This is a genomic window from Pantoea sp. SIMBA_079, assembly GCF_046940275.1.
GTDB classification, from domain to species: domain Bacteria; phylum Pseudomonadota; class Gammaproteobacteria; order Enterobacterales; family Enterobacteriaceae; genus Pantoea; species Pantoea borealis.
On record NZ_JAWRYR010000002.1, the window covers coordinates 128,325 to 153,190 of the forward strand.

The 24,866-nt window shown below is 52.8% G+C and carries 25 protein-coding genes and 2 pseudogenes; 16 read left to right on the forward strand and 11 right to left on the reverse strand.

Annotation, left to right across the window (positions count from 1 at the left end; translation table 11 throughout):
• Nucleotides 1–64: 64 nt before the first annotated feature.
• The 3 genes from SB719_RS04520 to SB719_RS04530 all read left to right on the forward strand — a co-directional run bounded on the left by SB719_RS04520 (nt 65) and on the right by SB719_RS04530 (nt 1,916).
• Entirely contained in the window at nt 65–661 is a 597-nt protein-coding gene (locus SB719_RS04520) for a TetR family transcriptional regulator (protein ID WP_065647519.1), read from the forward strand.
• A gap of 79 nt (nt 662–740) precedes the next feature.
• Nucleotides 741–1,499 carry a MipA/OmpV family protein gene (locus SB719_RS04525; protein WP_065647518.1) on the forward strand — a complete coding sequence of 253 codons (759 nt, stop codon included), beginning with the start codon at nt 741–743 and terminating at the stop codon, nt 1,497–1,499.
• A gap of 84 nt (nt 1,500–1,583) precedes the next feature.
• Nucleotides 1,584–1,916 (forward strand): helix-turn-helix transcriptional regulator, encoded by a 333-nt coding sequence (locus SB719_RS04530; protein WP_065647517.1) that lies wholly within the window; start codon nt 1,584–1,586, stop codon nt 1,914–1,916.
• Nucleotides 1,917–2,200: 284 nt separating this feature from the next.
• On the opposite strand, the gene SB719_RS04535 is transcribed toward SB719_RS04530, so the two are convergent.
• From SB719_RS04535 to SB719_RS04555, 5 genes are all read right to left on the reverse strand, one after another.
• Nucleotides 2,201–2,467, reverse strand: a complete 267-nt coding sequence (locus SB719_RS04535) for a hypothetical protein (protein WP_065647516.1) — start codon at nt 2,465–2,467, stop codon at nt 2,201–2,203.
• Between the two features lie 218 nt (nt 2,468–2,685).
• Nucleotides 2,686–3,627: a sugar phosphate isomerase/epimerase family protein gene (locus SB719_RS04540; protein WP_412158944.1), complete on the reverse strand. Its 942-nt coding sequence runs from the start codon at nt 3,625–3,627 to the stop codon at nt 2,686–2,688.
• A 27-nt stretch (nt 3,628–3,654) separates the two neighbouring features.
• Nucleotides 3,655–4,083, reverse strand: coding sequence for a PTS sugar transporter subunit IIA (locus SB719_RS04545; protein ID WP_412158945.1), 429 nt, complete (start codon nt 4,081–4,083; stop codon nt 3,655–3,657).
• Nucleotides 4,084–4,119: 36 nt separating this feature from the next.
• Nucleotides 4,120–5,130 (reverse strand): Gfo/Idh/MocA family protein, encoded by a 1,011-nt coding sequence (locus SB719_RS04550; RefSeq protein ID WP_412158946.1) that lies wholly within the window; start codon nt 5,128–5,130, stop codon nt 4,120–4,122.
• 25 nt (nt 5,131–5,155) lie between these two features.
• Complete coding sequence (locus SB719_RS04555) at nt 5,156–6,565, reverse strand: sugar porter family MFS transporter (RefSeq protein WP_412158947.1); 1,410 nt, start codon at nt 6,563–6,565, stop codon at nt 5,156–5,158.
• Nucleotides 6,566–7,231: 666 nt separating this feature from the next.
• Here SB719_RS04555 and SB719_RS04560 point away from each other — a divergent pair.
• Both SB719_RS04560 and SB719_RS04565 read left to right on the forward strand, forming a co-directional pair.
• Nucleotides 7,232–8,101, forward strand: coding sequence for an AraC family transcriptional regulator (locus tag SB719_RS04560; protein WP_412158948.1), 870 nt, complete (start codon nt 7,232–7,234; stop codon nt 8,099–8,101).
• Nucleotides 8,102–8,275: 174 nt separating this feature from the next.
• Nucleotides 8,276–9,100: a sugar phosphate isomerase/epimerase family protein gene (locus SB719_RS04565; protein WP_412158949.1), complete on the forward strand. Its 825-nt coding sequence runs from the start codon at nt 8,276–8,278 to the stop codon at nt 9,098–9,100.
• 98 nt (nt 9,101–9,198) lie between these two features.
• Here the strand turns inward: SB719_RS04565 and SB719_RS04570 are convergent.
• Nucleotides 9,199–9,461 (reverse strand): annotated as a pseudogene (locus tag SB719_RS04570) (hypothetical protein); the annotation flags it as partial.
• Between the two features lie 153 nt (nt 9,462–9,614).
• Here SB719_RS04570 and SB719_RS04575 point away from each other — a divergent pair.
• From SB719_RS04575 to SB719_RS04595, 5 genes are all read left to right on the forward strand, one after another.
• Entirely contained in the window at nt 9,615–10,265 is a 651-nt protein-coding gene (locus SB719_RS04575) for a DUF2268 domain-containing protein (RefSeq protein WP_412159028.1), read from the forward strand.
• A gap of 118 nt (nt 10,266–10,383) precedes the next feature.
• The gene (locus SB719_RS04580) at nt 10,384–11,070 is read left to right on the forward strand and encodes a hypothetical protein (protein ID WP_412158950.1); all 687 of its coding nucleotides are present in this window, start codon (nt 10,384–10,386) and stop codon (nt 11,068–11,070) included.
• 189 nt (nt 11,071–11,259) lie between these two features.
• Complete coding sequence (locus tag SB719_RS04585; RefSeq protein ID WP_412158951.1) at nt 11,260–11,751, forward strand: MarR family winged helix-turn-helix transcriptional regulator; 492 nt, start codon at nt 11,260–11,262, stop codon at nt 11,749–11,751.
• The gene (locus SB719_RS04590; RefSeq protein WP_412158952.1) at nt 11,741–12,502 is read left to right on the forward strand and encodes a class I SAM-dependent methyltransferase; all 762 of its coding nucleotides are present in this window, start codon (nt 11,741–11,743) and stop codon (nt 12,500–12,502) included. The genes SB719_RS04585 and SB719_RS04590 overlap by 11 nt, the downstream gene beginning before the upstream one ends.
• Nucleotides 12,503–12,714: 212 nt before the next feature.
• A complete protein-coding gene (locus tag SB719_RS04595) occupies nt 12,715–13,674 on the forward strand; it encodes a sensor domain-containing diguanylate cyclase (protein ID WP_065647504.1) in 960 nt (319 codons plus the stop codon).
• Between the two features lie 24 nt (nt 13,675–13,698).
• On the opposite strand, the gene SB719_RS04600 is transcribed toward SB719_RS04595, so the two are convergent.
• Nucleotides 13,699–13,962: a DUF2798 domain-containing protein gene (locus SB719_RS04600; RefSeq protein ID WP_292969151.1), complete on the reverse strand. Its 264-nt coding sequence runs from the start codon at nt 13,960–13,962 to the stop codon at nt 13,699–13,701.
• A gap of 123 nt (nt 13,963–14,085) precedes the next feature.
• Between SB719_RS04600 and SB719_RS04605 the strand changes: the two genes are divergently transcribed.
• Complete coding sequence (locus SB719_RS04605) at nt 14,086–14,997, forward strand: LysR family transcriptional regulator (protein ID WP_412158953.1); 912 nt, start codon at nt 14,086–14,088, stop codon at nt 14,995–14,997.
• A gap of 22 nt (nt 14,998–15,019) precedes the next feature.
• Here SB719_RS04605 and SB719_RS04610 read toward each other — a convergent pair whose 3' ends face one another.
• Entirely contained in the window at nt 15,020–16,195 is a 1,176-nt protein-coding gene (locus SB719_RS04610; RefSeq protein ID WP_412158954.1) for an MFS transporter, read from the reverse strand.
• Nucleotides 16,196–16,326: 131 nt separating this feature from the next.
• Between SB719_RS04610 and SB719_RS04615 the strand changes: the two genes are divergently transcribed.
• The 3 genes from SB719_RS04615 (at nt 16,327) to ahr (ending at nt 18,871) form a co-directional block, all read left to right on the forward strand.
• Nucleotides 16,327–17,205: a LysR family transcriptional regulator gene (locus SB719_RS04615; protein WP_412158955.1), complete on the forward strand. Its 879-nt coding sequence runs from the start codon at nt 16,327–16,329 to the stop codon at nt 17,203–17,205.
• Nucleotides 17,206–17,281: 76 nt separating this feature from the next.
• Complete coding sequence (locus SB719_RS04620; RefSeq protein WP_412158956.1) at nt 17,282–17,668, forward strand: cupin domain-containing protein; 387 nt, start codon at nt 17,282–17,284, stop codon at nt 17,666–17,668.
• Between the two features lie 186 nt (nt 17,669–17,854).
• Entirely contained in the window at nt 17,855–18,871 is a 1,017-nt protein-coding gene (gene ahr / locus SB719_RS04625; protein WP_065647500.1) for an NADPH-dependent aldehyde reductase Ahr, read from the forward strand.
• 39 nt (nt 18,872–18,910) lie between these two features.
• On the opposite strand, the gene SB719_RS04630 is transcribed toward ahr, so the two are convergent.
• Together SB719_RS04630 and SB719_RS04635 are read right to left on the reverse strand one after the other, a co-directional pair.
• On the reverse strand, nt 18,911–20,641 hold the full coding sequence (locus tag SB719_RS04630) for a DUF2534 family protein (protein WP_412158957.1): 1,731 nt from the start codon (nt 20,639–20,641) through the stop codon (nt 18,911–18,913).
• A 74-nt stretch (nt 20,642–20,715) separates the two neighbouring features.
• Nucleotides 20,716–21,114 carry a DUF2946 domain-containing protein gene (locus SB719_RS04635; RefSeq protein ID WP_412158958.1) on the reverse strand — a complete coding sequence of 133 codons (399 nt, stop codon included), beginning with the start codon at nt 21,112–21,114 and terminating at the stop codon, nt 20,716–20,718.
• Nucleotides 21,115–21,300: 186 nt separating this feature from the next.
• Here SB719_RS04635 and SB719_RS04640 point away from each other — a divergent pair.
• Nucleotides 21,301–22,241: pseudogene (locus SB719_RS04640) on the forward strand (D-2-hydroxyacid dehydrogenase).
• 3 nt (nt 22,242–22,244) lie between these two features.
• On the opposite strand, the gene glsB reads toward SB719_RS04640, so the two are convergent.
• Nucleotides 22,245–23,168, reverse strand: coding sequence for a glutaminase B (gene glsB / locus SB719_RS04645; protein ID WP_094110772.1), 924 nt, complete (start codon nt 23,166–23,168; stop codon nt 22,245–22,247).
• 265 nt (nt 23,169–23,433) lie between these two features.
• Between glsB and clcA the strand changes: the two genes are divergently transcribed.
• The gene (clcA, locus tag SB719_RS04650; RefSeq protein ID WP_412158959.1) at nt 23,434–24,834 is read left to right on the forward strand and encodes a H(+)/Cl(-) exchange transporter ClcA; all 1,401 of its coding nucleotides are present in this window, start codon (nt 23,434–23,436) and stop codon (nt 24,832–24,834) included.
• Nucleotides 24,835–24,866: the final 32 nt, after the last annotated feature.

Sequence of the window (24,866 nt, forward strand, 5' to 3'; positions counted from 1 at the left end):
CAGGATAAACTTATAGTGAAGATGAACACTTGTCCACATCTGAATGAAAATAAGGAAAGCAGATATGTCGTATCTCAGTCACGATGAAAGACATCAGATGATCCTGGAAACAGCCGTGAGTATTGCTTTTTCTGAGGGGCTAACAGCGATGACAGTGCGCAGAATTGCGCAGGAAGCACAGATTGCTGTAGGACAGATTCATCGCCATTTTTCGTCAGCGTCAGAACTAAAATCTGAGGCTTTTTTGCTAACGGTGACCCAGTCTCTGGCGTTAATGAATAAGTCAGGCGTGCAGGAGGATGCCAGTGCGCTAAAAATGATTAGTTGGTGCCTGTTTACTGAAAATCTGGAAGAGGCGCGTCATTACAGCAAACTCTGGAAAGAGGCTGAAGTGATTTCTTACCAGGATGACGTGATGAGAAGCGCTTTCCGTACGGCTTTAAATCAGTGGCATACTGCGCTGGTCTATCTGCTGGAAACCGGTATTAAAAAGGGTGAGTTTACAGTTAAAAGACCGACAGAAACCGTTGCCTGGGACTGTATCGCTTACTCATGTGGACTGGATGGTATTTATAACCTCAGAATGGAGAACTTTGGCGAAAAAGAATATCAGACGCACACAGCAGCATTTCTTAAAAGTCAGCTGGACATATATCAGTAACCGGAATGGTTCTGATAAATATATTTTATATAACATGCTCAGAATAAAACAGAAATTTTTTCTTTTGGCAAGGTAGCATATGAAGAACGCAATTAAATCAGGGGTGGCAATAGTGCTCCTGACAGGCTCTTTCCTGCAGGCAGCTCAGGCTAATGATTTATCCCTGGGATTAACGGCAAGCTGGTCATCAAAGCTTTACCAACAGGTAAATGAAAATAAAAATAACCTGCTCTTTCCAAACGTAGATTACGAAGCAGATCGGTTCTGGTTTCACGGCCTGAGCACGGGATATGATCTATTACACACACCGTCCGACAGAATCGCAGTGCTGGCTTATTATTTGCCCCTCTCTTTCAGGGCTGGCGACAGTCATTCATGGCAGATGCGTCAGCTGAAAGATCGCCGCAGCACACTCATGACAGGACTAAGTTATTCGCACCAGTCTGACGATCTGGGTAAATTAGAAACGGCTTTATCGACAGACGCGCTGGGTACCAGTAACGGTCTGCACTGGAGCAGCACCTGGAGTTATCCGTTACAGTCAGGCGCATTCAGCATTGAGCCTGCACTGGGCGTTAACTGGAACGACCGTAAGTTTAATCGTTACTACTTTGGTATCAGTTCCGGTGAATCAGCCCGGAGTGGGCTAAAAGAGTACTCGCCAGGCGACAGCTGGACGCCTTTTGCTGAACTCAGTCTGAATTATAATCTGACAGCTAACTGGGATGTGTATGGAGGCGCACGCTACACGTTTCTGCCTGACGAAGTGAAACACAGTCCAATGATCGCTGAGGATTCACTTGTGACGTTTTGGGGCGGTTTTTCATATTCATTCTAATGAAACAGCCGGAGTATAACTCCGGCTGTTTCATGCGTGCTTCGCAGATGCAGACCTTAATTCAATTAATTAACAGGTTAAATCATGGCAGATTCACTCTTTTTTGATGAACTTATGGTATGGATTAAGAGCAATATAACGCAGAGGTTACTTCTGCAGGAAGTTGCCAGTAAATCAGGGTTTTCACTCTGGTATCTTCAGCGTATTTTTAAAAAGCACACCGGTATAACCCTGGGTTTATACATCAGGAAAGCTCAGATGGAATCAGCCAGATTAGATATTATTACGAATAGTAACTCTATCTCAGACATTGCGATAAAATACGGATATGAATCGCAACAATCATTTACCCGTGCATTCAGCCGTCATTACGGAATGCCACCCGCTGCTTACCGTAAAGTGCAGGCGCTGTTTTAAACACGGCTACAGATTAACCCCTTTCGTTATGACTAAGCCGTACATTTCAAAAATATTTTATCACCAGCCGCATTTCGCCCAGAAGGTGCCTAAAGTAAAATGATTTTTCCTGCCCACTCTGCAGCGTAAGGCTTCTTCCACACTCTTATTAATTACGTCGTTGCACTTTAATCAGGGGGCACATGCGGCGGGCATTTTCCTTTACGCTTTGTGCCAGAAGCGGACCTTTCAATACTAATCATCCTTTGTAATCATCCAGCGCAGGTTCTTATAACATAACCAGATTATTTTTTTAAGGGAAAAAGATGCAGAGTATTAGCAGCCAGGGGGTAAATTCCCAGCATTCGGGTTGACGCCTTCAGTTCTTCAAGGCTGGCGTTTTCCTGGGGGATACGGCCCCCCCATATAGTTATGCCTTCAGCCAGATGTGCAGGTCGGCCTTGTTTTTCTTCACTGATTTCTATTGTTTCACCATTACTCAGCGTGATAACCAGAGATGCCACTTCCAAAGGCTGGCTTTCTCCGGTAGCGCTCTTTAGTTCTACCTTCATTAAAATACTCCCGTAGTATCTCCCTATATACTACTCCATACATGCCAAAAAGTTACGAACATCAAGAAAGTCCGCTATTCACTTAAAGCGGATTGTGTGTTCTCGCCTGATAGCCAGGCACTGAAAGCGGACAAAACAGATATGAGTTCTGTTTATATGCAGTTCGAGACTGTATGGCTACGGGCATGTGCCTGCCTTTTATGACAGGCACTACGCTTCTAGCGACTCAGTGTAGCGAGTAATGCATCAATTGACGTTTGCAGACCGGCTTCAACACTCATCGTAAGATCTTCCATCTCGAGTGAAACATCACCGTCATAGCCAGTCATACGCAATACTGAAAAGAACTCTTTCCACCATTTGAGATCCTGCCCGCAACCTACGGCGACATAATTCCATGTACGGGTTTTAGTATGGGTGACCGGCTGATACTCCATCAGTCCATCAATATCGGCAAGGCCTCGTTCAATGCGCGCATCTTTACCATGAACATGAAATACTGCGCCTTCCAGCTTACGGGCTGCCGCAATAGGATCGGCACCCATAGCTATCAGATGGGAGGGGTCCAGGTTAATGCCAATGATATTATCTACCGCGTGACGCAGGCGCAGCAGGGTAGACGGGTTATAAACCAGCTGACTCGGAAATTCTTCGATAGCAATTTGCTCTACGCCATGGTGCTTAGCGTGCTGTACAAATTTTTTCCACCATGGAATCGCGACATCGTTCCATTGATAGTCGATTACCCCCGGCATGTAATCCGGCCATGAAACAGTTGAAGTAATCCAGTTCGGTACGCGATCGTCTGGCCCGCCTCCAGGTAAACCGCTCATCATCACAATCTTTTTAACACCCAGTTTGCCTGCTAACTCAACCGCCCTGTAGCTACTTTTGCTATGGGTTTCACCCAGTTCACCTGGCGCTAACGGGTTGCCAGAACAGTTCAGCGCCACAATACGCATCTCCCGCTCAGCCAGTTCCTGCTTAAATTGCTCAAGCTTTTCAGGTGAACTTAATAATTCTGTGGTGTTGACATGTGGACAGGATGACCAGCCACCTGCGGTCATTTCAACACCACGAATGCCATAACTTTTCACTTTATCCAGCATGGCCGGGAAAGGTAAATCCGCCAGAACGTCAGTACATAATGCTAATTCCATTCTTTTATCCCCAATGTTTCACGTGAGTTATGCTCTTTCAAACTGATCAATAAAACCGGATTTAGTTCTGGCATTTGCTAATAAGGTGGTTTTTACTTCATCACCTAATAAATCTGCAATATCTGCCAGAATCTGGATATGTTCATTTTTAGTTGCAGCCACGGCGACAACAATAAAAACAACTTTTCCTTTTCCCCAGCTTACGCCATCAGGAAATTGAAATACCTGAAAGCCAGATTGGATGACCAAATCAAGGTTTTCCTTTGCGCAATGGGGAAGCGCAATACCTGCTCCAATATAGGTTGAGACACTTTTTTCTCGCGACAGCATTCCTTGTTCAAAGCCGGGTTTAACATAACCTGCTTTTTCCAGAGCACTGGCGGCAATATGTATAGCCTCATTTTTATTCGTTGCGCGGCACTGCAAATGCAGCGCGTCTTCAGTTAAACTCAGCATGAATCATTCCTCACCGATGGCGCAAAAGTGCATTAATTAACGGTAAAGCGCTGGCTGCGGCGGAATAATGACATCGTGTTTCAGGCCATCTTTCAGCGATGCTAAACCGGCATCACAAACCAGCGCTACTACGTAACCATCCCATGAGGAGGGGCCGCTCATTTCGCGCCCTTTACGCACGTTATCGACAAAATGCTGCACTTCCCGATCGTATGCCGTAGCGAAACGCTCCATGCAGGATTGTGCGATATGCTGTGCGTTGCCGTTCAGCGAACGCGTGCTGATCAGCTGCTGTTCAGTAAGCGCGACAATCGCGTTTTCGCCAATCACCTCACAGCGGATGTCATAGCCGTAATGGCAGTTCACAAACAGCTCATCATCAATGCGCACACCTGATTCAGTCTCAAAAATTATGATTAAAGGATCCTGTAAATGCGGCAGCGCGCGCTGGGTTTTCTTACGGGGTTTATCCACCCGCACCGAAGTAATATTCTCATTAAGCAAATAGCGGATAATATCGATTTCGTGAGTGGCTGAATCATTCACCGCCATTTCCAGCGTATAGCTTTCAGGCACAGAGGGGTTTCTGTGTGCGCAATGGATAAGCAGAATATCGCCGGCTTTACCGTCATCAATTGTCTTTTTCAGCGCCTGATAGCCTGGATCGAAACGACGCATAAAGCCAAGCTGAAGCAGACGCTTACCGGCCCTGACTTCAGCATCAATGATTGCTGCTGATTCGTCAGCAGTTGGGGTTAATGGCTTTTCGCAAAATACCGGTTTGCCAGCATTAAATGCCGCAAGTATTTGCGTTTTATGAACCGGGCCTATTGAGCAAATAAATACTGCATCGACCAGATCTGAATTAATCATCTCTTCAGCATCATAAAACGCTGTAGCGTTAAATTCTCTTGCAGCTACATCAGCTGCCGTGTGGTTTATATCGCAAACAGCCGTAACCTGCGCACCAGTAATAACATTTTTAAAACGTTTTAAGTGGTCCTGGCCAATCATACCCAGACCAATCAAGCCAATTTTGACAGTCATTTATTTACCCTCAGTAACTACAGCGTTAAAAACGAAATTTCTTTTCAATCTGCTCTAATGTCAGACCGCGTGTTTCCGGCAGATATTTCACCAGCAAGATAAGCATAATGATGTTGGTTGCCCCGAAGAAGCCAAAGGTCAAGCCGCCTCCGTAATGGCTCAGTAAGAAAGGAAAAATAGACTGGATCATAAAATCGAATATCCACAAACCGAATACCGCAAAGCCCATACCAATACCGCGCATTCTGAGAGGATAGATTTCTGCCAGCATCAGCCAAAATACCGGCGCTATCCAGCCTTGCATAAACACCAGGAAAACCAGCATTAAGCCAAGTATCACATAAGGTGCGCTGGCAAAATTCGCGTGCAGAATTTCTGCACCGTTAACAACTTCAGTATGGAACAAAAATTTAAACGCTAAACCAATCAGTAGCAGGCTCAGAGTGACGCCGGCCTGTCCGGTAAAAAACATTTTTCGGCGTGAGTGTTTGCCAATTAACGCCATGCCAAGCAGGGTAGCCAGTACTGAAATAATGCCATTGGCTACTGCACCAGTTACAGCCGCCGCATCGCCCAGACCAGTAGCTTTCAATACTGTTGGCGCGTAGTACATGATGGTGTTGACCCCGGTAACGCGCGTTGCCAGCACGATCATTAAGCCCGTTAACACCAGTTGAATCACCCAACGTTTTTTCAATTCTTCAAACAGGTTTAATTTCATCTGGTCGGCTTTGACGATTTGCTGGATATCTTTCACTTCACGGTCAACTTCTTCCGGCAGGCGGAGCGATTTCAATACTTTTATGGCCTTTTCGGTTTCACCGCGGCGAATAAAGAAACGCGGTGATTCCGGCATCATAAGCATACCAATCCACAGTAGCGCGCCAGGCAATGCTGGAATGGCTAACATAATGCGCCAGTTGTGCTGCAACTCGGGATAGGCATTCACAAGCGTCGCATTAACGGAGTAAGCAAGGAACTGACCGGTAACAATCATTAATTCGTTGACGGTGACTAACCGCTCGCGCTGATCCGCGCGGGCCAGTTCAGAAATATAAATGGGTACGGTTACAGAAGCACAGCCCACAGCTAAACCCAGGATAAAGCGCGCCACAATCATTGATGGCACATCCCAGGCAAATGCCGTACCTAATGCGCCAAACATGAAGATTGCTGCCACCCAGAGCAAATTTTTACGACGCCCCTGCTTGTCTGATAAATATCCGCCAAATAACGAGCCTAACGCGGCACCAAACAGCAGGAATGAAGTAATAAAACCTTCCTGAGCCGGTGTCAGATTCATATCATATTTCATGAATATCAGAGCGCCGGAAATAACGCCGGTGTCATAACCAAAGCATAAGCCACCAATTGTTGATACAAGAGTAATCAAACGCATGCGCTTAGGATTCTGCAGGGTAGTTTTGTTATACATAGTTTTTCCATCTGGTTGTAAGGTAATACCGATGCAAGCCGTTTATAGTCAGAATAAAGCTATGTTTTTTAAAATCAGAAATAGAGCATTTAACTCAAGGACCAGGCCAGTGTGGTTTCTTAATATCAGGGCGAAAGCGCTGCTGTACTCCTTAATCGTTACAGAAACGTTATATCAAAGTGAAAACCAAAAGCCAGACACTCCGTAGTGCACTATTTGTCAGCGTGCTGGCGATCAAGAATATTCGATCAAATTCATGGAAAGTAGTGATAATCATCACGTCGCTCAATAAGTGCGTTGACATAGCAAGAATGAAGAGGATTTAAAAATTCGTCTTAAACGGGCACCGCTATTACATGCTGCTAAATAAAAAAATAGTCATTTTGATGATAATTGGTCGTTTAAAGAGAATATGTCTGTCAGATGGGGTTAGTTATTGTCTTCCTTTCTCAGAATGAGCACATCGGGCCTCTTTCAAAAGAATGTGATGATGATCATATTTGTTTTCGTACCCCGGGTGTTTATGACAATTACAGAGAGTTAAAGATAAAGAAATTTTCTTGAGGCTTTACATATCAGTGGGTTGGACATGAAGAAAAAGCAAAGTTGATGATTGCCACTGCCTAAAGTCATGTCAGAATAGCGGCATCACGACAGGGAGACACTATGATCACTTTCAGCCTTAACGAGCATTCTTCCGTACGCGGCTTAGATAGTGGCTTGCGACCGCGTTTGAGCTTCATTTGCAAGGCCGAAGGCAAAGAGGAAGCGATCCCTCGCGTAATGCATAAGCATGATGAACGCTTTGAGTTAATGTTTATCCGCGCAGGAAAAGGTATTTATAATATTGACGGCCGTAACTATGTTGTTAAACCCGGCGATATATTGCTGTTCAATGCCAGCGTGCTTCATGATGAATGTCCGGAAGCAACAGATGACTTACTGATATTTAGCTGTGGCGTTGAACAGCTAAAAGTCGATGGTTTGCCACTCAACGTCCTTACGCCACGTGCACAAACCGCGGTCATGCCGAGCGGAAATTATTACTATGAAATTTGCCAGCTGTTTGAACAAATGTGGTCGCACGTCAGTAGTAAACGGCTGTACAGCACAGAAATTGGCGATAGCTTACTCAACGTTTTATTATTAATATGCAGAAATATCTGGATAGAAAGTAAGCCGCAACAAGAAACAGCCAGCGTGTTATTAGGGCAGCGTGTGAAGGATTATATCGATAACCATTATAAAGAAGATATCTCCCTGAATTCAATTACTGCGGCAATGAATATGAATCAGTTTTATCTGGCGCATGTGTTTAAAGCCTATTCGGGTTACTCTCCAAAACAATACCAGACCCGTCGCCGTATTGGTGAGGCCCAGAACCTATTATTAAGTACCGATTTGGGTGTGATAGATGTAGCAAGTGCGGTGGGCTACGATAATGTAAACAATTTCCATCGAATCTTTCATAATCTTGTCGGCATCCCGCCGGCTCGTTATAAGAAATTCTGGATAACCGGGCAGATAAAAAGTTAAGTCGCATGGATGCTGTGCGGCATCATTGCCGTGCCACTACTCCATTGCGAATTGCCATCCGGTTTTACTTTTTTCACGCAAAGAGCCATGCGCTCGGTGTATTGCGTAACAGTATGTGATTTTTATGTTTCCTGACCTTTATCACTATATAACATCCTGATCCGGAGGATCCTTATGCTTAAGGCCCTGCACGGCATTTCAACACATTACTGCAATGTCGTTACTGAAGCGCGTATAGCTGCAGAAGCGGGCTATGATGGTCTGGAATTTTTACATGACAAATTGCTGCGTTATCTTGATCACGGCGGCACTACTGCTGAACTTAACAAGTTGGTGCAGGGGCATGGATTGCAGACTCTGTGCCTTAATGCACTGATAAATATTGAACGCCATCAGGGGGCAGAAAAGCAGAAAATGCTGGCTGAAGCCAGGCGACTGACGCAGATTGCGGCTGATTTGGCCTGCCCGACGATTCAGATACTGGCGCAGCATGGCATTGATCATCTGCCCGAGGGGCAGATTCTCGACATTATTACCGACAATATTTCTGAGATTGCCAGTATTGGTCAGCAATATGGTGTGCGCTATCAAATTGAGGTTATCGCACATACCCGATTTAACACGCTCAGTCAGGCACTGGAGGTGATTCAGCGTATAAACGCCCCTAACATCGGTTTAGTCATCGATTTCTGGCATCTCTTTGCGACCGGGCATACTACGCCGGAAGATATTAAACAGCTTGATCCTGCCCTTATCTACGGCGTTCACTTTTGTGATGGTCGTAAGCCGTACCCGGGTGAAGAGTGGAATGAAACAGTGTTGCGCGCTTATATGCCGGGCGAAGGGGATATTGATATTCATGCATGGAGTAATGCGGTCAAAGCCACCGGTTTTGACGGCGTGTGGTCAGCAGAACTCTTCAGCCCGGCACGCTGGGAAATGGACCATGCTGTTCTGGCAAAACAGATAATTGAAAATATGAAGTTTTACTTATGTTAGAGGTGTATTAAGCCTTTATCAGATTTTGACGGCGAACAGTGGGCTGGCTTGCATACTGCTTGCCTGCCTTAAATTCTTAACAGCCGTTTTAAGATCCGTTACTCGCTCATAGCGGACGTTAGCCGGTAAATCAGGCTGCTGTATAAGTGAAGAGTCCTGCGTTCAGCCGCTCTGCGGGCGGCTGCGGATAGCGTTACAAACGGGCCAGCCAGCGTAACATTGTGATGGCTGATAATGTCTTTGGCTGACAAGCCGCTGTTATCCATTGTGGTGTGCGCATCCGCAATCAGCACTGTTCTGATGCTGCACGGCAGGTCGTGTCCACAAAAAACTCTGTTTTCATCCCGGCGATAACCAGTTTTACACGAAACCCTCTGCCACTCTCTGATCAACCGTCAACGTGTAAGAGGCAGCTTTACATCATAAGCAGAGTGATCTGCAACCGTGCACCATCACACTCGCGATAGGTTTGCTACTATGCGGAGATCAACGGTTGCTTTTGGATAATGCTGATATGCCTGACATAACTCTCCATATTCTGAATGCTCAGCAAAAACTTACCGCTCACCGTGAATGGCTTCAGGCCACTCTGATCGATACTTATGAAAAAGCCCGGGAGCTGATGCCGGTTCCTCCGCTGGATGTGGTGGTTAAAGCCGGAAAGTTTGTTATCCCTGAAAAAGGGCATACGGGTTTTTGTCCTGAACCGGGCGTTGTTTATTTAACGGTCGATCCTGAGAGTCCGGCATTCTGTCAAAATGACGCGCAGTCGCTTGAGCGAATGTTTGCTCATGAACTGCACCATGCTGCAAGATGGGCAGGGCCCGGATACGGCTCAACGTTAGGGGAGGCTGTCGTTTCTGAGGGACTTGCCGGGCATTTTTCTCTTGAACTTTTGGGCGGCCAACCTGAACCCTGGGAACGCCTCGAATCAGATATTGTCCGTTCTTATGCTCTGCAACTGCACGACAGCTGGCATCGCGCTGATTACGATCATAATGCCTGGTTTTACGGAACCAGCGGGTTGCCAAAGTGGCTGGGCTATACCGCAGGTTTCAGGCTGATTTCCAGGTATCTTGCAGCATCCCCGCATCTGAAAGCTTCAGCGCTGGCAAACATAAATGCTGCGGAGCTGAGTGGTTTTATAGACTCTTCGTTTCTCTGAAGCATGACTCTGTTTATGAACGGAAGCTGGCTGGTGCTCATTAGCAGGTCCGGGTCATTAATCTCTGCTAAATATGTGACTACAAGCCAGTGCTTAAATTAATGCCTGAAGGGTTGCCATGAACGGATTAAGTCTGCAAAACAGGTATCACGCGGTAAACGATAACACCGCTGCACTGTGGGCGGAAAATGCAGGCATCGGAAAAATCAGAGAGGAAAACTACTACGATCCGACCAGACTCGCTCTTGCAACTGGCATACGGCCCTCCGTGACCTCAGGTATTTCGCGGCTTATTGAACAACTATCTCAACTGACCAAAGGTGACAGGCTTGCCGACACGCTGCCCGCCTGTGGTTTGCATTTTACGTTTTTACCTCTGACTCTGCCGCTCTATCACGCAGATGAGCCATTACCCGCGAAAGTGGATCAGTTGATGGCTATCTGGCGCGAATTTGCAGCGGAAAAATTAGTTATTACCCATCTCCGGCTGGTCGCGTTACCCGATCAGCTTTTGCTGGCGGGGATCCCGGCACCTCCTGCGCTGGCGCTGCGCGAGCAGTTCTGTGCAAACGTGCTGGGCTCTCAGTGGAAAAATGAACTACTGATACGGCATGCGGGCAGAGCGCTGCCGGCTCCCTTCTGGCACAGCACGCTTCTGCGCTATGGAGCGGCTTTCTTACCGGATTATGTGCGTGCGTTTTTCTTTAGGCATCAGGCCGCCACGTTCGGGAATGTGGCCGGGGAACTGACGCTGGTAAAAACCAACTACAACTGGACAGAGTGCTATCCCTTAAAACCCGTTTAAGCGAAACGACGTTACCTTAAACGCTACATTGTTTGCTGTACTGCAGGAGCAAGCGTAAACGCTTTCAACACTGCACCACAAGTTAGCAAGTATTCACGATTCCGCTATCTCCATGCTTTGTGCCGGATTGACCGGGGCCGGCAGATGCGATAAAAATGCATTAGCGCTAATGCATTTCAGGAGGTGAATGTGGTTTATATCCATGGTCTGGGCGAAATGCTGAGGCATCTCTCTGAGCTTATTGATAACGGCTCTGAAAAAACGTATCCGGCGCTGCCCGTTAACTATCGCTCCCGCTACACACCGGTTATGCGGGCTATTGCTGCAGGGGCAACGACGGTCAGCGATATAAAGTCCACCACGTTTCTGACCCAGGGCGCAGTCAGCCAGACAGTGGCCCTGATGGAGCAGGATGGCATTATTGAACGGAAGCCCCTGACTGACGGCAGAAAAAATGCGCTGCAGCTGACGGCGCACGGGCATACCGTACTGAGCAGGCTTGAATGTCACTGGCAGGCTATTTTTTTAGCAGTCTCAAAACTTGAAGCGGAAACAGGAACACCGCTCATGGAGACGCTTAAAAAAACGATAAGTGCGCTTAGCGACCGTAGCGCTGAAGCACGGATAAGCGAAGCGACGGCTGAGTTACAACAATGTGAGGAAAAAGACGATGCGCGATGACACTGCCGGCACAAACTGGTTTTCAGAAGGTGGGCGGAATTATGCACAATATCGCCCGGAATATCCCCCTGAGTTAGCAGGCTATCTTGCAGAACTGGCGCCGGATAACCAGAAAGCACTGGACGTAGGTTGCGGTACCGGGCAGCTAACTCAGCTTCTTTCTGCATATTTCAGCTCGGTGACCGGCGTTGATCCCAGCGAAGATCAGCTGTGCAACGCTTCTCATACACCCGGCATTACTTACCTTCACTCTGCCGCTGAAAGCCTGCCGGCAGACTTCAGCGGTTATAGTCTGATTACGGTTGCGCAGGCCGCCCACTGGTTCCGGTTAGACGATTTTTATCGTGAAGTTCGCCGTGTGGCCAGGCCGCAGGCAGTCATTGCTCTGATAAGTTACGGCGTGCTGAACATAGAAGGCCAGGCCGGAGAGCGGTTCAGGCAATTCTACTATGAAGAGATTGGCCGCTTCTGGCCTCCTGAGCGGCAGCTGGTTGATGCAGGTTACCGCGATCTGCCTTTTCCGTTTGAAGAGCTGAATACTGCGCCTTTCAGTATCGAAGCAGAGTGGGAATTGCAGGCGTTGCTGGGATACATATCCACCTGGTCTGCTGTACGGCAGGCCAGACAAAAAGGTGAGGCGCACCTTATTACGCAGTTTGAAAATGAGCTGACTTCACTATGGGGTAGCCCTGACAGGCGCAGAAAAATAGTCTGGCCGATCGCCATGCGTCTCGGCAGAATACAAAACTAAAATTGATCGCCGGGCATCTCTTTCCCTCTTCTGTCAGAATAGGGTGTCTGATTGCAGATAAGCGTAAGCAGGCTATGCCGTTGCGGTAGCCGCTGTAAGCTTAACCCTGAGGGTGCCCGGGTACGGTGAGTGCAGACGCCGTACCGGTTAATGTCGGATCCACGGCAGACCAGGGGGTACTGGACGATAACGCGAAACGATAAGAGGTTGATATGAAACTGCCGGGAATGCCGGAAAATGAAGCCGCGCGGCTGAAGTCGCTCCACAAGCTTGGCCTGCTGGATACGCAGGACGATGAGCGCTTTGAACGGCTGACCCGCATTTCCCGCCGGCTGTTTCAGGTACCGATCGCGCTGATCAATCTTATCGATCGCGATCGTCAATGGACGCTGGCCTGTCAGGGGATCAACGGCCGTGAGATGAAGCGCGATATCTCATTATGTGCGCATGCCATTATGCTGGATGAACCGCTGATTATCACAGACGCGCGCGAAGATGCGCGGTTTTGTGACAACCCGCTGGTTACCGGCACGCCCTTTATCCGTTTTTATGCCGGCTACCCGGTGCGGCTGCCCGACGGCGCCGTTGCCGGTACGTTGTGTCTGGTTAATAGTGAGCCGCGCAGCTTTACCGGTGATGACATTGCTGCGATGAAAGATGTGGCGGCGATTGTCGAAGATGAATTCCAGGTCACGCACATTGCAATGGTGGACAGCCTGACGGATATTCCTAACCGTCGGGGATTTTATGCAATGGGAGAAAAGCGGTTTCAGCTATTACAGCAGCAGAATCACGATTTTGCCATCCTCTATTTTGACCTCGACAAATTCAAACCTATCAACGATATATGGGGGCATGCGGAAGGCGATAAGGTCCTGAAAACCTTCGCGGCACTGCTCTATCAGCAGCTCGGTCCGGATGACATTGCTGGTCGTCTTGGCGGAGATGAGTTCGCTGTATTGCTGGCTCATCAAAGCGATGCCAAAGCTTACCTGTGCCGGCTGCGCGACACGTTAGCGGTGTGGAATCAGCAGGCGGCTAAACCTTATAACATCAATTACTCCTTTGGCATGATCGGCAGTGAGGCAGGCAGATATGCCTCGCTCGAGGAAATGATCAGCGAGAGCGACAGCGTCATGTATGCCGAAAAGCGCCGGAAAAAGCCGCGATAAGCACGCGGCCGGCTGTGCAGGATCTTAATGGCCGTGAACGGTTAACGCCACCAGCCGGATAACCACCGGACGCACAAGCAGAATACAAATGAATGCAGCAGGCATTGCCACCCGGTAAGCATTCATCACATTTGTCATATAGTGCGGGCCTGCACCTGACTCTGCCAGCGTAATAACGAGGCTCATCAGGAATGCCATAATCGTCGCCATATACAGAGAAAATATATAGGGAGTCACGCGATGGGGCAGTCGTAAGCGCACGCCAGCCGACGCAATAGCTTTAATCATAAAATCTCTCCTGAGCGATAAGTTAAGAAACAGCGGCTACCTTACGGGCCCGTGCCGGACAAAAACAGAGCAGCTGTGCTTTAATCATTGCTAAGCAAAAGTTACGAAAAGAGCGGGCCGTTAATGGATATGCTGGGGTTAATCGACAATTTTGTTCGCATAGTGGAAAACGGCACCATTGCCGCCGCTGCCCGCAACAGAGGAATGAGTGCTGCAGCCGTCAGTCAGAGCCTGGCCCGGCTCGAAACGCACCTTGGTGTGCGCCTGCTTTCGCGGACAACCCGCAGTATGGTCCTGACGGAAAGCGGCAAGCGCTATTACGCAAAAGTTCGTCATATTCCGTATGATATCGACCTTGCTGCGCAGGCTGCTGTAGTGGAAACCGAACCGCAGGGTCCGCTGCGCATCGCCACCACCGCTGCGTTTGGCCGCTACGTGGTTGCCCCTCTTATGCCGGCTTTCAATGAAAGGTTCTCTGGTATCGATATCGAACTGATCAGCACCGATCGTGATGTCGATCACCGGCTGGAAAACATTGACGTCAGCCTGCGCATTGAGGCGCAGCTGAACGATCAGCTGGTGGCACGCAAAATTGCCTCCCTGCCGTTTATTTTCTGTGCGGCACCCGCTTACCTCTCCCGCGCAGGCATTCCGCAACGGATAGAGGAGCTGAGCCAGCACGCCTGTCTGGTATTCCGCTATCCCACGGACGGCCGCTTTCTTCCCTGGAGCTTTAGCGCCGGCGGAGAGATCATCACCGCCCGGCTTAACCCGCGGTTTATCAGTGATGATATTGATATTATTGCCCGGATTGCCGTCAGCGGCGGCGGAATTGCACGACTGGCAAGCTTTATTGCCCGGCCGCTGATCGCCAGCGGCCAGCTGATACCGCTGTTTGCTGATGATAAGCAAACGATCCGGTCGCTGCCGATGACCCTCTATGCCTGCGTCAGCGAACGTTCAGCCCTGAGCGCCAAAGTCAGGGCGTTTATTGATTACATTGCGGCGGCGGTCTCCAGTGAAGAAAAGCGGTGACCTGCGCATGCCGGGCAGGGGGTTAACGCGGACTTCGCAGCCACAGTATAAACAGGCTGCTGATAATCATCATAGTGGCTGCCAGTAACACCATTTCCTGCAGGCCGATAACGTCTGCCAGATGACCACCGGCCAGCGCACCGCTGCCGATTGCCGCGTTGAATATCGCAACATAGAGCGCGGAAGCAGGCTGTGCAGCAGGACCGGCACTGCGCAGCAGCCAGGTCTGCAGCCCGACGAATATCACGGCGATCCCGGCGCTCCAGAGTGCCAGCAGCAGCGCGGTCAGGCCGTGTGGCAAAGCGGCAATACTCAGCGCGCCCAGCGCCGTCGCGCTCAGCAGCAGCGCTGAAAGAATAAGGCCCCTGAGATAGCGGTCAATCAGTTTTCCGGCAATGATATTGCCTGCTACGCCAGCGATGCCGGCAACCAGCAGCAGGGCGGAAACCGCAGCAGGGGCAATGCCCTGTTTTAACGTCAGCAGCGGGTCGATATAGGTAAACGCGGCAAAGTGTGCGGTAATGACAGCGGCCGTGGCGCCAAACAGCGTCAGCAGCGTCCGATGACGAAAAATCGCCAGATAGGCATTCAGTTTCAATGGAACAGGCGGCGTCAGAACCGGAAGCGTGCGCCAGAGAACCACGGCGGCGGCCAGTGCGAGCAGCGCAATGGCATTAAACGCACTGCGCCAGCCGGCAGCAGCAGCCATAAAGCTGGCAAGCGGCACGCCGAGTACGCTGGCGGCTGATACGCCGCCAAAAATGACTGACGTCGCCAGTCCCAGTCTGCTGGCCGGAACCAGCTGTGCGGCGACGGTGCCAATCAGCGCCCAGAACACGCCATGGGCCAGCGCACCGGTAATACGGGCGGTCATCAGGGCGGACAGAGTGTAAGCGTGCATCGCCATCAGACAGGAACCGGCCAGAATCACCATTAAACCCACCAGTAACGCCTTACGCGGAGTACGTGCCGGCATCATACCGGCGCAGAGTGCAGCCAGCGCAGCGACCCAGCCATAGGCGGTAACAACCAGTCCGGTACTGGCAGCAGGCTGATGCAAATCTGTTGCCAGGGCATTCAGCATGCCTACCGGAGCCAGCTCGCTGGTAACAATGGTAAAGGCACTGAGGCCGAGCGCGGCAATAGCAACCCAGTGACGCGCCGGCACAGCGTGCGGAGCGATAGCGGTATCATTCATGGTGCAGTCTCCTTGTGTTCAGATTCCGGAATTCTTAACCTGTTTAACTTCCCGGGGATGCGCAGTATCATCTGATCGAAACCGGGAAAACAGTGCGCAGAATGGAATGCTATTTTCCATAAATGGAAACTATGAAAAGTGAATTTTACTGGGATGACATCAGGATCTTTCTGGCAATTGCCCGCGCCGGAACGCTGAGCGGCGCTGCCAGCACGCTGGACACAGGCATCGCTACCGTCTCCAGAAAGCTGGATCGGCTGGAGCAGTCGCTGGGGCTGCCGCTGTTTAGCCGGCATCAGAGCGGATACCGGCTGACGGATGATGGTGAAGCGCTGCTGGAACGGGCGGAGGCGCTGGAAGACGCAGGACGGGCAGTGACGGAAAAAGCGCAGCTGCAGGGTTCGGTTGCCGGGCTGGTACGGCTGGCAACGTCGGACAATCTGGCGACCCATTTTATACTACCTTCACTTCCGTCTCTGCTGCAGACGCACCCGGCGCTCCGGCTGGAGGTTCTGAGCGGAGTACAGTCGGTCAATCTGCACCGCAGAGAGGCCGATCTGGCGATCCGTCTGGTTCGCCCTGAGGCGGGCAACCTGACTATCAGGCGGCTGGGCACCCTGGGGTTCGGTTTGTATACGGCACCGGCTTTACTGCAGGCTTCAGCGCCTTTTACGCTCAATGAGGCACCCTGCATCGGCTGGTCTGAATCGCATCAGCATCTGCCGGCCGCTCGCTGGCTGAAGCGGATACTGCGCGGCAGGCCCTGCCGGCTGGAGGCCAATACGCTTGCCGCACAGGTCGCAGCCGTTGCGGCCGGGCTGGGCGTGGGCGTGTTACCGCATTTTATGGCCAGAGCCAGCGGTTTACACTGCCTGCAGCGTGACAGCAGTGCCGATCAGCCCCTGTGGCTGGTGATGCACGCCGATCTGGCAACGTCAGGCCGCGTACGCGCGGTGGCCGATCATCTTATCGAACTCTTCAGCGCATGCCGGGAACAGCTTGAACACTGAGCAAAGTGCAGCGCACACGTCTGTAAGCGCAGCAATGTTCTACACTCCGGTACAGTACAGAATAAGAGGAGAAAAGATGACGACCCCAAAAAACAGCGAAATCAGCCACGAACTGGTGTCACAGAGCGGCGCAGCCTGGAACGGTCAGGCTTACGACGGTTATCCGTCGGGCAAGCCACAGATTACAGTGATGCGCATGTCGCTGCCGGCCCACAGTGAACTGCCGTGGCATACGCATCCCATGCCTAACACGGCTTACGTGCTCTCCGGCCAGCTGATCATTGAAGATAAAGAGAGCGGCCAGCGCCAGCATGTCAATGCGGGTGAAGCGCTGAATGAGACAGTTAACAGTGCGCATCGCGGCTATACCGCTGAGCAGGCGACTGAGCTGATCATTTTTTATGCCGGGGCGGAGGGGCAGTCGCTCTCTGAATCTCTGCCGGGTGAGGAGCCGGAATATTAAGCCTGAGCCGGGTGGAAAGCGGACAGAGGCGTAAAACTCCTGCTGCACACCCGGTTCGCTTTAACCCTTAATGCTTTTTGCGCCCCGCAGCGTTTTCGATCTGCCTGGTTGCCTGGTTGCTCGCCTCAATCATCACGGCGCCTCTGCTAAACTTCCCGGGTCGCAACCAAAAAACAGAGGACTGTAATGAAAATCAAAAGCTATGCCGCCATGAAAGCGGGCGAAGCGCTGGTGCCGCACGAATATGAAGCAGGTCCGCTGAACGCGGAAGAGGTGATGGTTGAAGTTGACTACTGTGGCGTCTGCCACTCCGATCTCTCCATGATTGATAACGAGTGGGGCATCTCCTCGTTCCCGGTTATTGCCGGACATGAGGTGATTGGCCGCATCAGCGAGCTGGGCGATGCAGCGCAAAACAAAGGGCTGAAAGTGGGTCAGCGCGTGGGCATCGGCTGGACGGCGAAAAGCTGTCAGCACTGCGACGCCTGTATCAACGGCGAGCAGGTAAACTGCGAAAAAGGCTCTGTCCCTACCATTATGAATAAGGGCGGCTTTGCCAGCCATCTGCGTGCAGACTGGCAGTGGGTGATCCCGCTACCGGAATCAATTGATATCACGTCAGCCGGCCCGCTGCTCTGCGGTGGTATTACCGTATTCAAGCCGCTGCTGATGCACAATATCAACGTTAACAGCCGCGTTGGCGTGATCGGTATTGGCGGTCTGGGTCATATGGCCATCAAACTGCTGCGTGCTATGGGTGCAGAGGTGACCGCGTTCAGTTCTAACGCCAGCAAAACTGAATCTGTCAAAGCGATGGGCGCCGATCGTGTAGTGAACAGCCGCGATCCAAAAGCGCTGAAGGCGCTGGCTGGCCAGTTTGATTTGATTATCAGTACGGTTGCGGTCGATCTCGACTGGCAGCCCTATTTCCAGGCGCTGGCCCCGCACGGTAAGTTCCATACCGTGGGTGCGGTGATGAAACCGTTCCCGGTACCGGCATTTACCCTGATCATGGGCGATCGCGCCGTAACCGGCTCCTCTACCGGCTCACCGGGCCAGCTGCGTACGCTGATGCGTCTTGCCGCACGTGCCGATATCGCGCCGCACGTAGAAGAGTTCCCGATGTCAAAAATCAATGATGCGCTGGAACATGTGCGTGCCGGTAAAGCAAACTACCGCGTTGTGCTGAAAGCTGACTTCTGATGCAGAGGTGAAAAGAGGTGGCTTAGCCACCTCTTTTTTTTACCCTTTGTTTGCTGAATCGTCCTGCTCGCCGAGGAAGAAATACCAGAGGGGAATTGACATCAGCCCGGTAAATACCAGCGTGTAGAGCGTAATCATAAAGCCCTGGGTCAGATACATGGTCAGCGACCAGTGGCTGAACGGAATACCATACTGGTCGATCACGCCACCGATAATCGCATTACTCATTACCGTACCGACAATCAGCGCCAGGATGAACAGGCCGCGCAGAAAATAGCGCATCTCTTTGCGTTTGACCGTAAAGCGGGCGCGAATAATACCCAGCGGCGACTGCTGAGCTGCGAGGATCTCCGCTTCAGTCATTGGCGTGCGCTGCTGCCTGCGCCAGCGCAGATAGTCGATGGCTAAAAACAGCAGCAGACTGACACCCATTACCGGCAGCGCATACCCCAGCGCCAGCGCCAGCAGCAGGCACAGCAGACGCGCCGTCAGCGGCAGCGCCAGCCAGCTTGCCGTCAGCGTTTCAAGCGGACTGGCGGCAGCAGAAGCGGGGCGGCGCAGCCACCACATACGGTAGCCCAGCACTATCATGGTGCAGAGGCCGAGTCCAAAGAGAGCCAGCAGCAGCTGATTAGGCAGGCCGAACAGTACGCCCATATGGGCATCCACACCCCAGCGGGTCAGTTTTGCCACCAGCGGAAAGCGGGCAAATTCTGCGCGGTCCACAATCGCAAAACTGTGCGGATCTACCGATACCGCATCCACCTGCGTTGGCCAGTGGCGATCGATTTCCGTGACGGTCCAGGCGCTGCCGCTGTTTTTCGGCTGGCGCAGCTCCACTTTCGCTGCATCAATTCCGTTCTCACGCGCGGCCTTCAGCACCTGGTCCCAGTCAGCATCGGGCATATTGGCAGGCACCGGTTTCATCGCCGTCATACCAGGCTTGCGCATCGCGGCCATATCGGTCACTGACATACTGTGATGATCGGCGTGCGGATCGGCGGGGGCGACCGGTGCATCCGGATCGAGTACCGTTCTGACCTGGGGCGTCAGCCAGTTCAGCTCGCTGCGCATTTTATCTATGTTCGCACCTGCCCACTGTGACCAGGTGAGGCCGGTCGCAGAGAAGAACAGCAGGCCGAGCAGCAACACCAATCCCAGAGTGGCGTGCCAGTGGCGGCTGAAAGCGAAACCGCTGCGTGCCGGTTTGAGCCGGCGCTTTGGCCGGGTCGCCAGCCACAGCACCACGCCGCCCAGCGCGGCTACCCAGAGCCAGCTTGCCGCCAGTTCGCTGTAGTTGCGTCCTGCATCGCCCAGCAGCAGGCTGCTGTGCAGCAGATCGAGCGTGGTGCGCAGTGGCAGTATGCCGCTGGTGCCATAAACCGGCATATCTCCCTTTATCTGCAGGGTATAGGGATCGATAAACAGCGCGTGCGAGGTGGAGGCGCCCAGCGTCGGATCGCTGAACTGCACGCGGGTGGTATCCTCTGCACCCGGTGCCGGTCGCACCGCATAAACAGGCGCCTGCGCGCCAGCCCTGGCGCGTGCTGCGCCAATCTGAGCCGACAGCGGCTGTGGTTCACCTTCGGGCTTTACCGTCAGCGCATCGTGATAGACCAGCTGTTCCAGCTGGGGCGTCAGCACATAAAGCGTGCCGCTCAGCGCCGCAATAAAGATAAACGGCGCTACGAACAGGCCGATATAAAAATGCAGACGGCGAAGCAGATTAAGCACCGCACCGCGCGGTGCTGCAGAATTAATAGCAGACAAAAGCGTCTTCCTTCTGAAGATAAATAACCGGGGCGACGGGCAGCAGGCTGCGTCCGCACCACGTTAAAGCAGATTCAGTTAAGAAGCAGGCAAGGCGGTCCGCGCGGACGGGGAATGGCCGCCAGCGTGCGCACTACTGGCGCGGCAAGCCGCGGGAGCGGCGGCGCACGGGAGTGAAGCAACATCAGCCAGATAAAGGGAATAAATACCCAGATCATGAGCGGCACATGCACCAGCAGATCGCAGTAGCCGCAGGCAAACTCACCGTCTTCCGCGTTATGATGCATCATGCCCGGCATGGCGTGCTCCATCATCTGATGATGATCCATCTCCATCATGGCCGGGGCAGGCTGCGAAACGTGCGGCTGCTGAATCAGGCTTTTCGACACCACCGGCGCAACAAACAGCAGCAGCACCGCCAGAATGGCGAGGCAGGCAGTAAGGCGCTGGTGAAGTGCAGGTAAAACCGTCATAACAGATAGCAGGTCACGTCAGAGAAGAGGCGGAATTGTACCGCGATTGCTGCTGCCGCGTTAAACAAACGCCACCCTGCAGAGAAAAAATTCGCATTTTTTGAAAAAGCTCACCCCGGGCGCTGTTTTTGTTAACCTTAACGCAACCTGATGAGAACAGTGCAGAAACAACAAAGCGGAGCGCAAATGAAAATAGTGATGCTGGATGGTGATACGCTGCCCGAACGCCCGGCACAGCCTGCCTGGTGCAGTGACTGGATCTGGCGCGGGCAAACCGCGCCTGCGGATATTGTGTCAGCCCTGCAGGGGGCGACGATAGCCATGACAAATAAAGTCCCGCTGCGCGCCGACACGCTGCGGCAGCTGCCTGAACTGCGCTATATCTGCGTCACGGCTACCGGCTATGACTGTATCGACCTTGACGCCTGCCGGGCGCAGGGCATTGTGGTCAGCAATGTACCCGGCTACTCCACCCGCAGCGTGGCGGAGGGGGTAATCGCTGCGCTGTTCGCGCTGCGGCGACATCTGATGGATTACGCCATCAGCAGCCGCGACGCGTGGCCCGCCTCGCCGCACTTTTGTATCCATCGCGAGCCGCTGCAGGATATTCAGGGTGCGGTACTGGGCGTGGTCGGCAAAGGCGATATTGGCAGCGCAGCGGGTGAGATGGCGCAGGCGCTGGGTATGACGGTGCTCTATGCTGAACGGCCGGGGGCGGCAGCCGTCCGCGCCGGCTATACCGCCTTTGATGAGGTGCTGGCGCGCAGCGACGTACTGACGCTGCACTGCCCGCTGACGCCGCAGACGCAGCAGATGATCAACCGGCAGACGCTGGCCGCGATGAAACCGGGAGCGTTACTGATCAACACCGCGCGCGGCGGACTGATTGAAGAGGAGGATCTGGCGGCCGCGCTGCGTCAGGGAACCCTCGGCGGCGCGGCGCTGGACGTGCTGAGCAGCGAGCCGCCACCCGCTACGCATCCGCTGCTGCAACCCGGCCTGCCCGGCTGCTGCTGACGCCGCATATCGCCTGGGCAACCCGGCAGGGCGTGGCGAATCTGCTGCGCGGTATTGAAGCCAACCTGGAGGCGTTTGCGCAGGATAAACCGCGTAATCAGGTGAGCTAAGGGTCAGAATACCGAGCGGCCCAGGCGGTCGCTCAGCTTCTCCAGCAGCGCGGTGCCGGCCAGTGAATTGCCTGAGCGATCCAGCGCCGGAGACCAGACGGCAATGCTCATCTCCCCCGGGATCACCGCAATAATGCCGCCGCCCACGCCGGATTTGGCCGGCATGCCCACCCGCCAGGCAAATTCGCCGGCGCCATCATACATGCCGCTGGTCATCATCAGCGCATTCACCTGACGCGCCTGACGCGGCGAGATCACCGCCCGGCGATTATCCTGTGTGCGTCCCTGGTTGGCCAGATAGAGAAATGTACGCGCCAGTTCGTTGCAGCTCATGGCCAGCGAACAGTAGTGAAAATAGGTCTCCATCACCTTGCTGACATCGTTATTAAAATTGCCAAACGATTTCATCAGCCAGGCAATGGCAGCGTTCCGGGCGGAGTGCTCATACTCAGAGCGCGCAACGCCGCGGTCATACAGAATATCCTCCTGCTGCGCCAGTCCACGGACAAATTCCAGCATGCGCTGGCGCGGAGCCGTCAGGCGGCTCTCCAGCAAATCGCACATCACCAGCGCGCCGGCGTTAATAAAGGGGTTACGCGGTTTGCCCTGTTCCAGCTCCAGCTGGACCAGCGAATTAAACGCCTGTCCGGATGGCTCTTTACCCACGCGCTGCCAGATTTCAGCGTCTTCATACAGCGTCAGGGCCACCGTCAGCGACAGCACCTTAGAGATGGATTGCACTGAAAAGCGCGTAGCGGCATCACCTGCCTGATAGCACTCGCCGGACGGGGTACAGATTGCGATCCCCAGCTGGTCAGGCTCCACGTCCGCCAGCGCCGGAATATAATCCGCCACCTTTCCCTGCTGCGTCAGCGGCCGGACCTCGCTGATAATCTCTTCAAGCAATGCGTTACTGAGTTCTGACACATCCCGCTCCGATAGTAATGAATCTGGCCACAAGGGCGATGGCCAGGATGATGGTGATTTGCAGGCGCCGCGTCAATCCGCCAGCCGCAATTCTGTGACACATTCTGTTGTGCGTGATAGCAGCACTGTCTCAGGCCGGGGTCATTTAACCCCAGCGTAAAATTCTGTTGCGAATGACCAGGTTACGGGCTGTCCGCTTTTGGCTATGCTGAATCGGTGCAGCGCGCAGAGACGATGCACATGGATTTCTGACAAGGGGAAACTGATGTCTGTTACACCTTCTGGCGCTGAAGAGAATACGCGTCGTCCTGGCCGGTTTATGCGACTGCAAGCGCTGCTGCGCCGGGACACCACGCCGGTGAGACTGCTGCTGCTGGCGGCTCTGGTTGGCACGCTGACCGGATTCGCAGGGGTGGCATTTAACCGGGCGGTCAATCTGATGCTGCAGCTGCGTATCAGCACGCTCTCTGCGCAGCATACCGGTTTACTGACCGGGCTAATCTATGCTTTTGCCGCCTCCGCTATTATGGGGGGCGTGGGCTATTTTCTGGTACGCCGCTTTGCGCCTGAGGCGGGCGGATCGGGCATTCCGGAAATTGAAGGTGCGCTGGAAGAGCTGCGCCCGGTGCGCTGGTGGCGGGTACTGCCGGTAAAATTTTTTGGCGGCATGGGTGCGCTGGGATCAGGAATGGTGCTGGGCCGTGAAGGGCCCACGGTGCAGCTGGGCGGAAATATTGGCGGTATGTGCAGCGATCTTTTTCGCCTGCGCAGTGCTGAATCGCGGCATACGCTGCTGGCAACCGGCGCAGCAGCCGGTCTTTCAGCGGCCTTCAACGCACCGCTGGCGGGAATTCTGTTTATCATTGAAGAGATGCGTCCGCAGTTTCGCTACAGTCTGGTTTCAATCAAAGCGGTATTTGTTGGCGTCATTATGGCGAGCATTGTCTACCGGCTCTGCGAGGACAATGGCGCGATTATTGATATCGGCCAGCTCAGAGATGCGCCCACTGACACGCTGTGGCTCTATCTGCTGCTGGGGGTTCTGTTTGGCGCTGTCGGCGTCGCGTTTAACCGCCTGATCTTCGCAGCGCAGGATCGATTTCAGCGTCTGCATCGGGGGCGCACAATGGTATGGGTAGCATGGGGTAGCGTGCTGGCCGGACTTTGTGGTGTATTGAGTATGGTGCTGCCGCAGGCGGCGGGTGGAGGAATAACACTGATCCCGGCGTTCTCTGGTGGCGAATATAGCGCGTTTATGCTGTTCGGACTTTTTATTCTGCGCACGCTGGTGACCCTTTGCTGTTTTGCCTCCGGGGCACCGGGCGGAATTTTCGCGCCCATGCTGACGCTGGGGACGCTGCTGGGCACCTGTTTCGGCCAGATCTGTATAGCCTGGTTTCCGGCGTGGCATCTGGAAGCGGTAACTTTTGCAGTGGCAGGTATGGGCGCACTGTTTGCCGCATCGGTACGCGCGCCCCTGACAGGGATTGTGCTGGTGCTGGAGATGACAAATAACTATCAGCTGATCCTGCCGATGATCATCACCTGTCTGGGTGCCACGCTGGCAGCACAGTTTTTTGGCGGCAAGCCGCTTTACTCATCACTGCTGGCGCGTACGCTGGCGAAGACCCCGCTGAGTGAACCGCAATCCCGCCATGCTAACTGAGTCGTCTGTGGCCGGGATAAGCGTGACCCCCG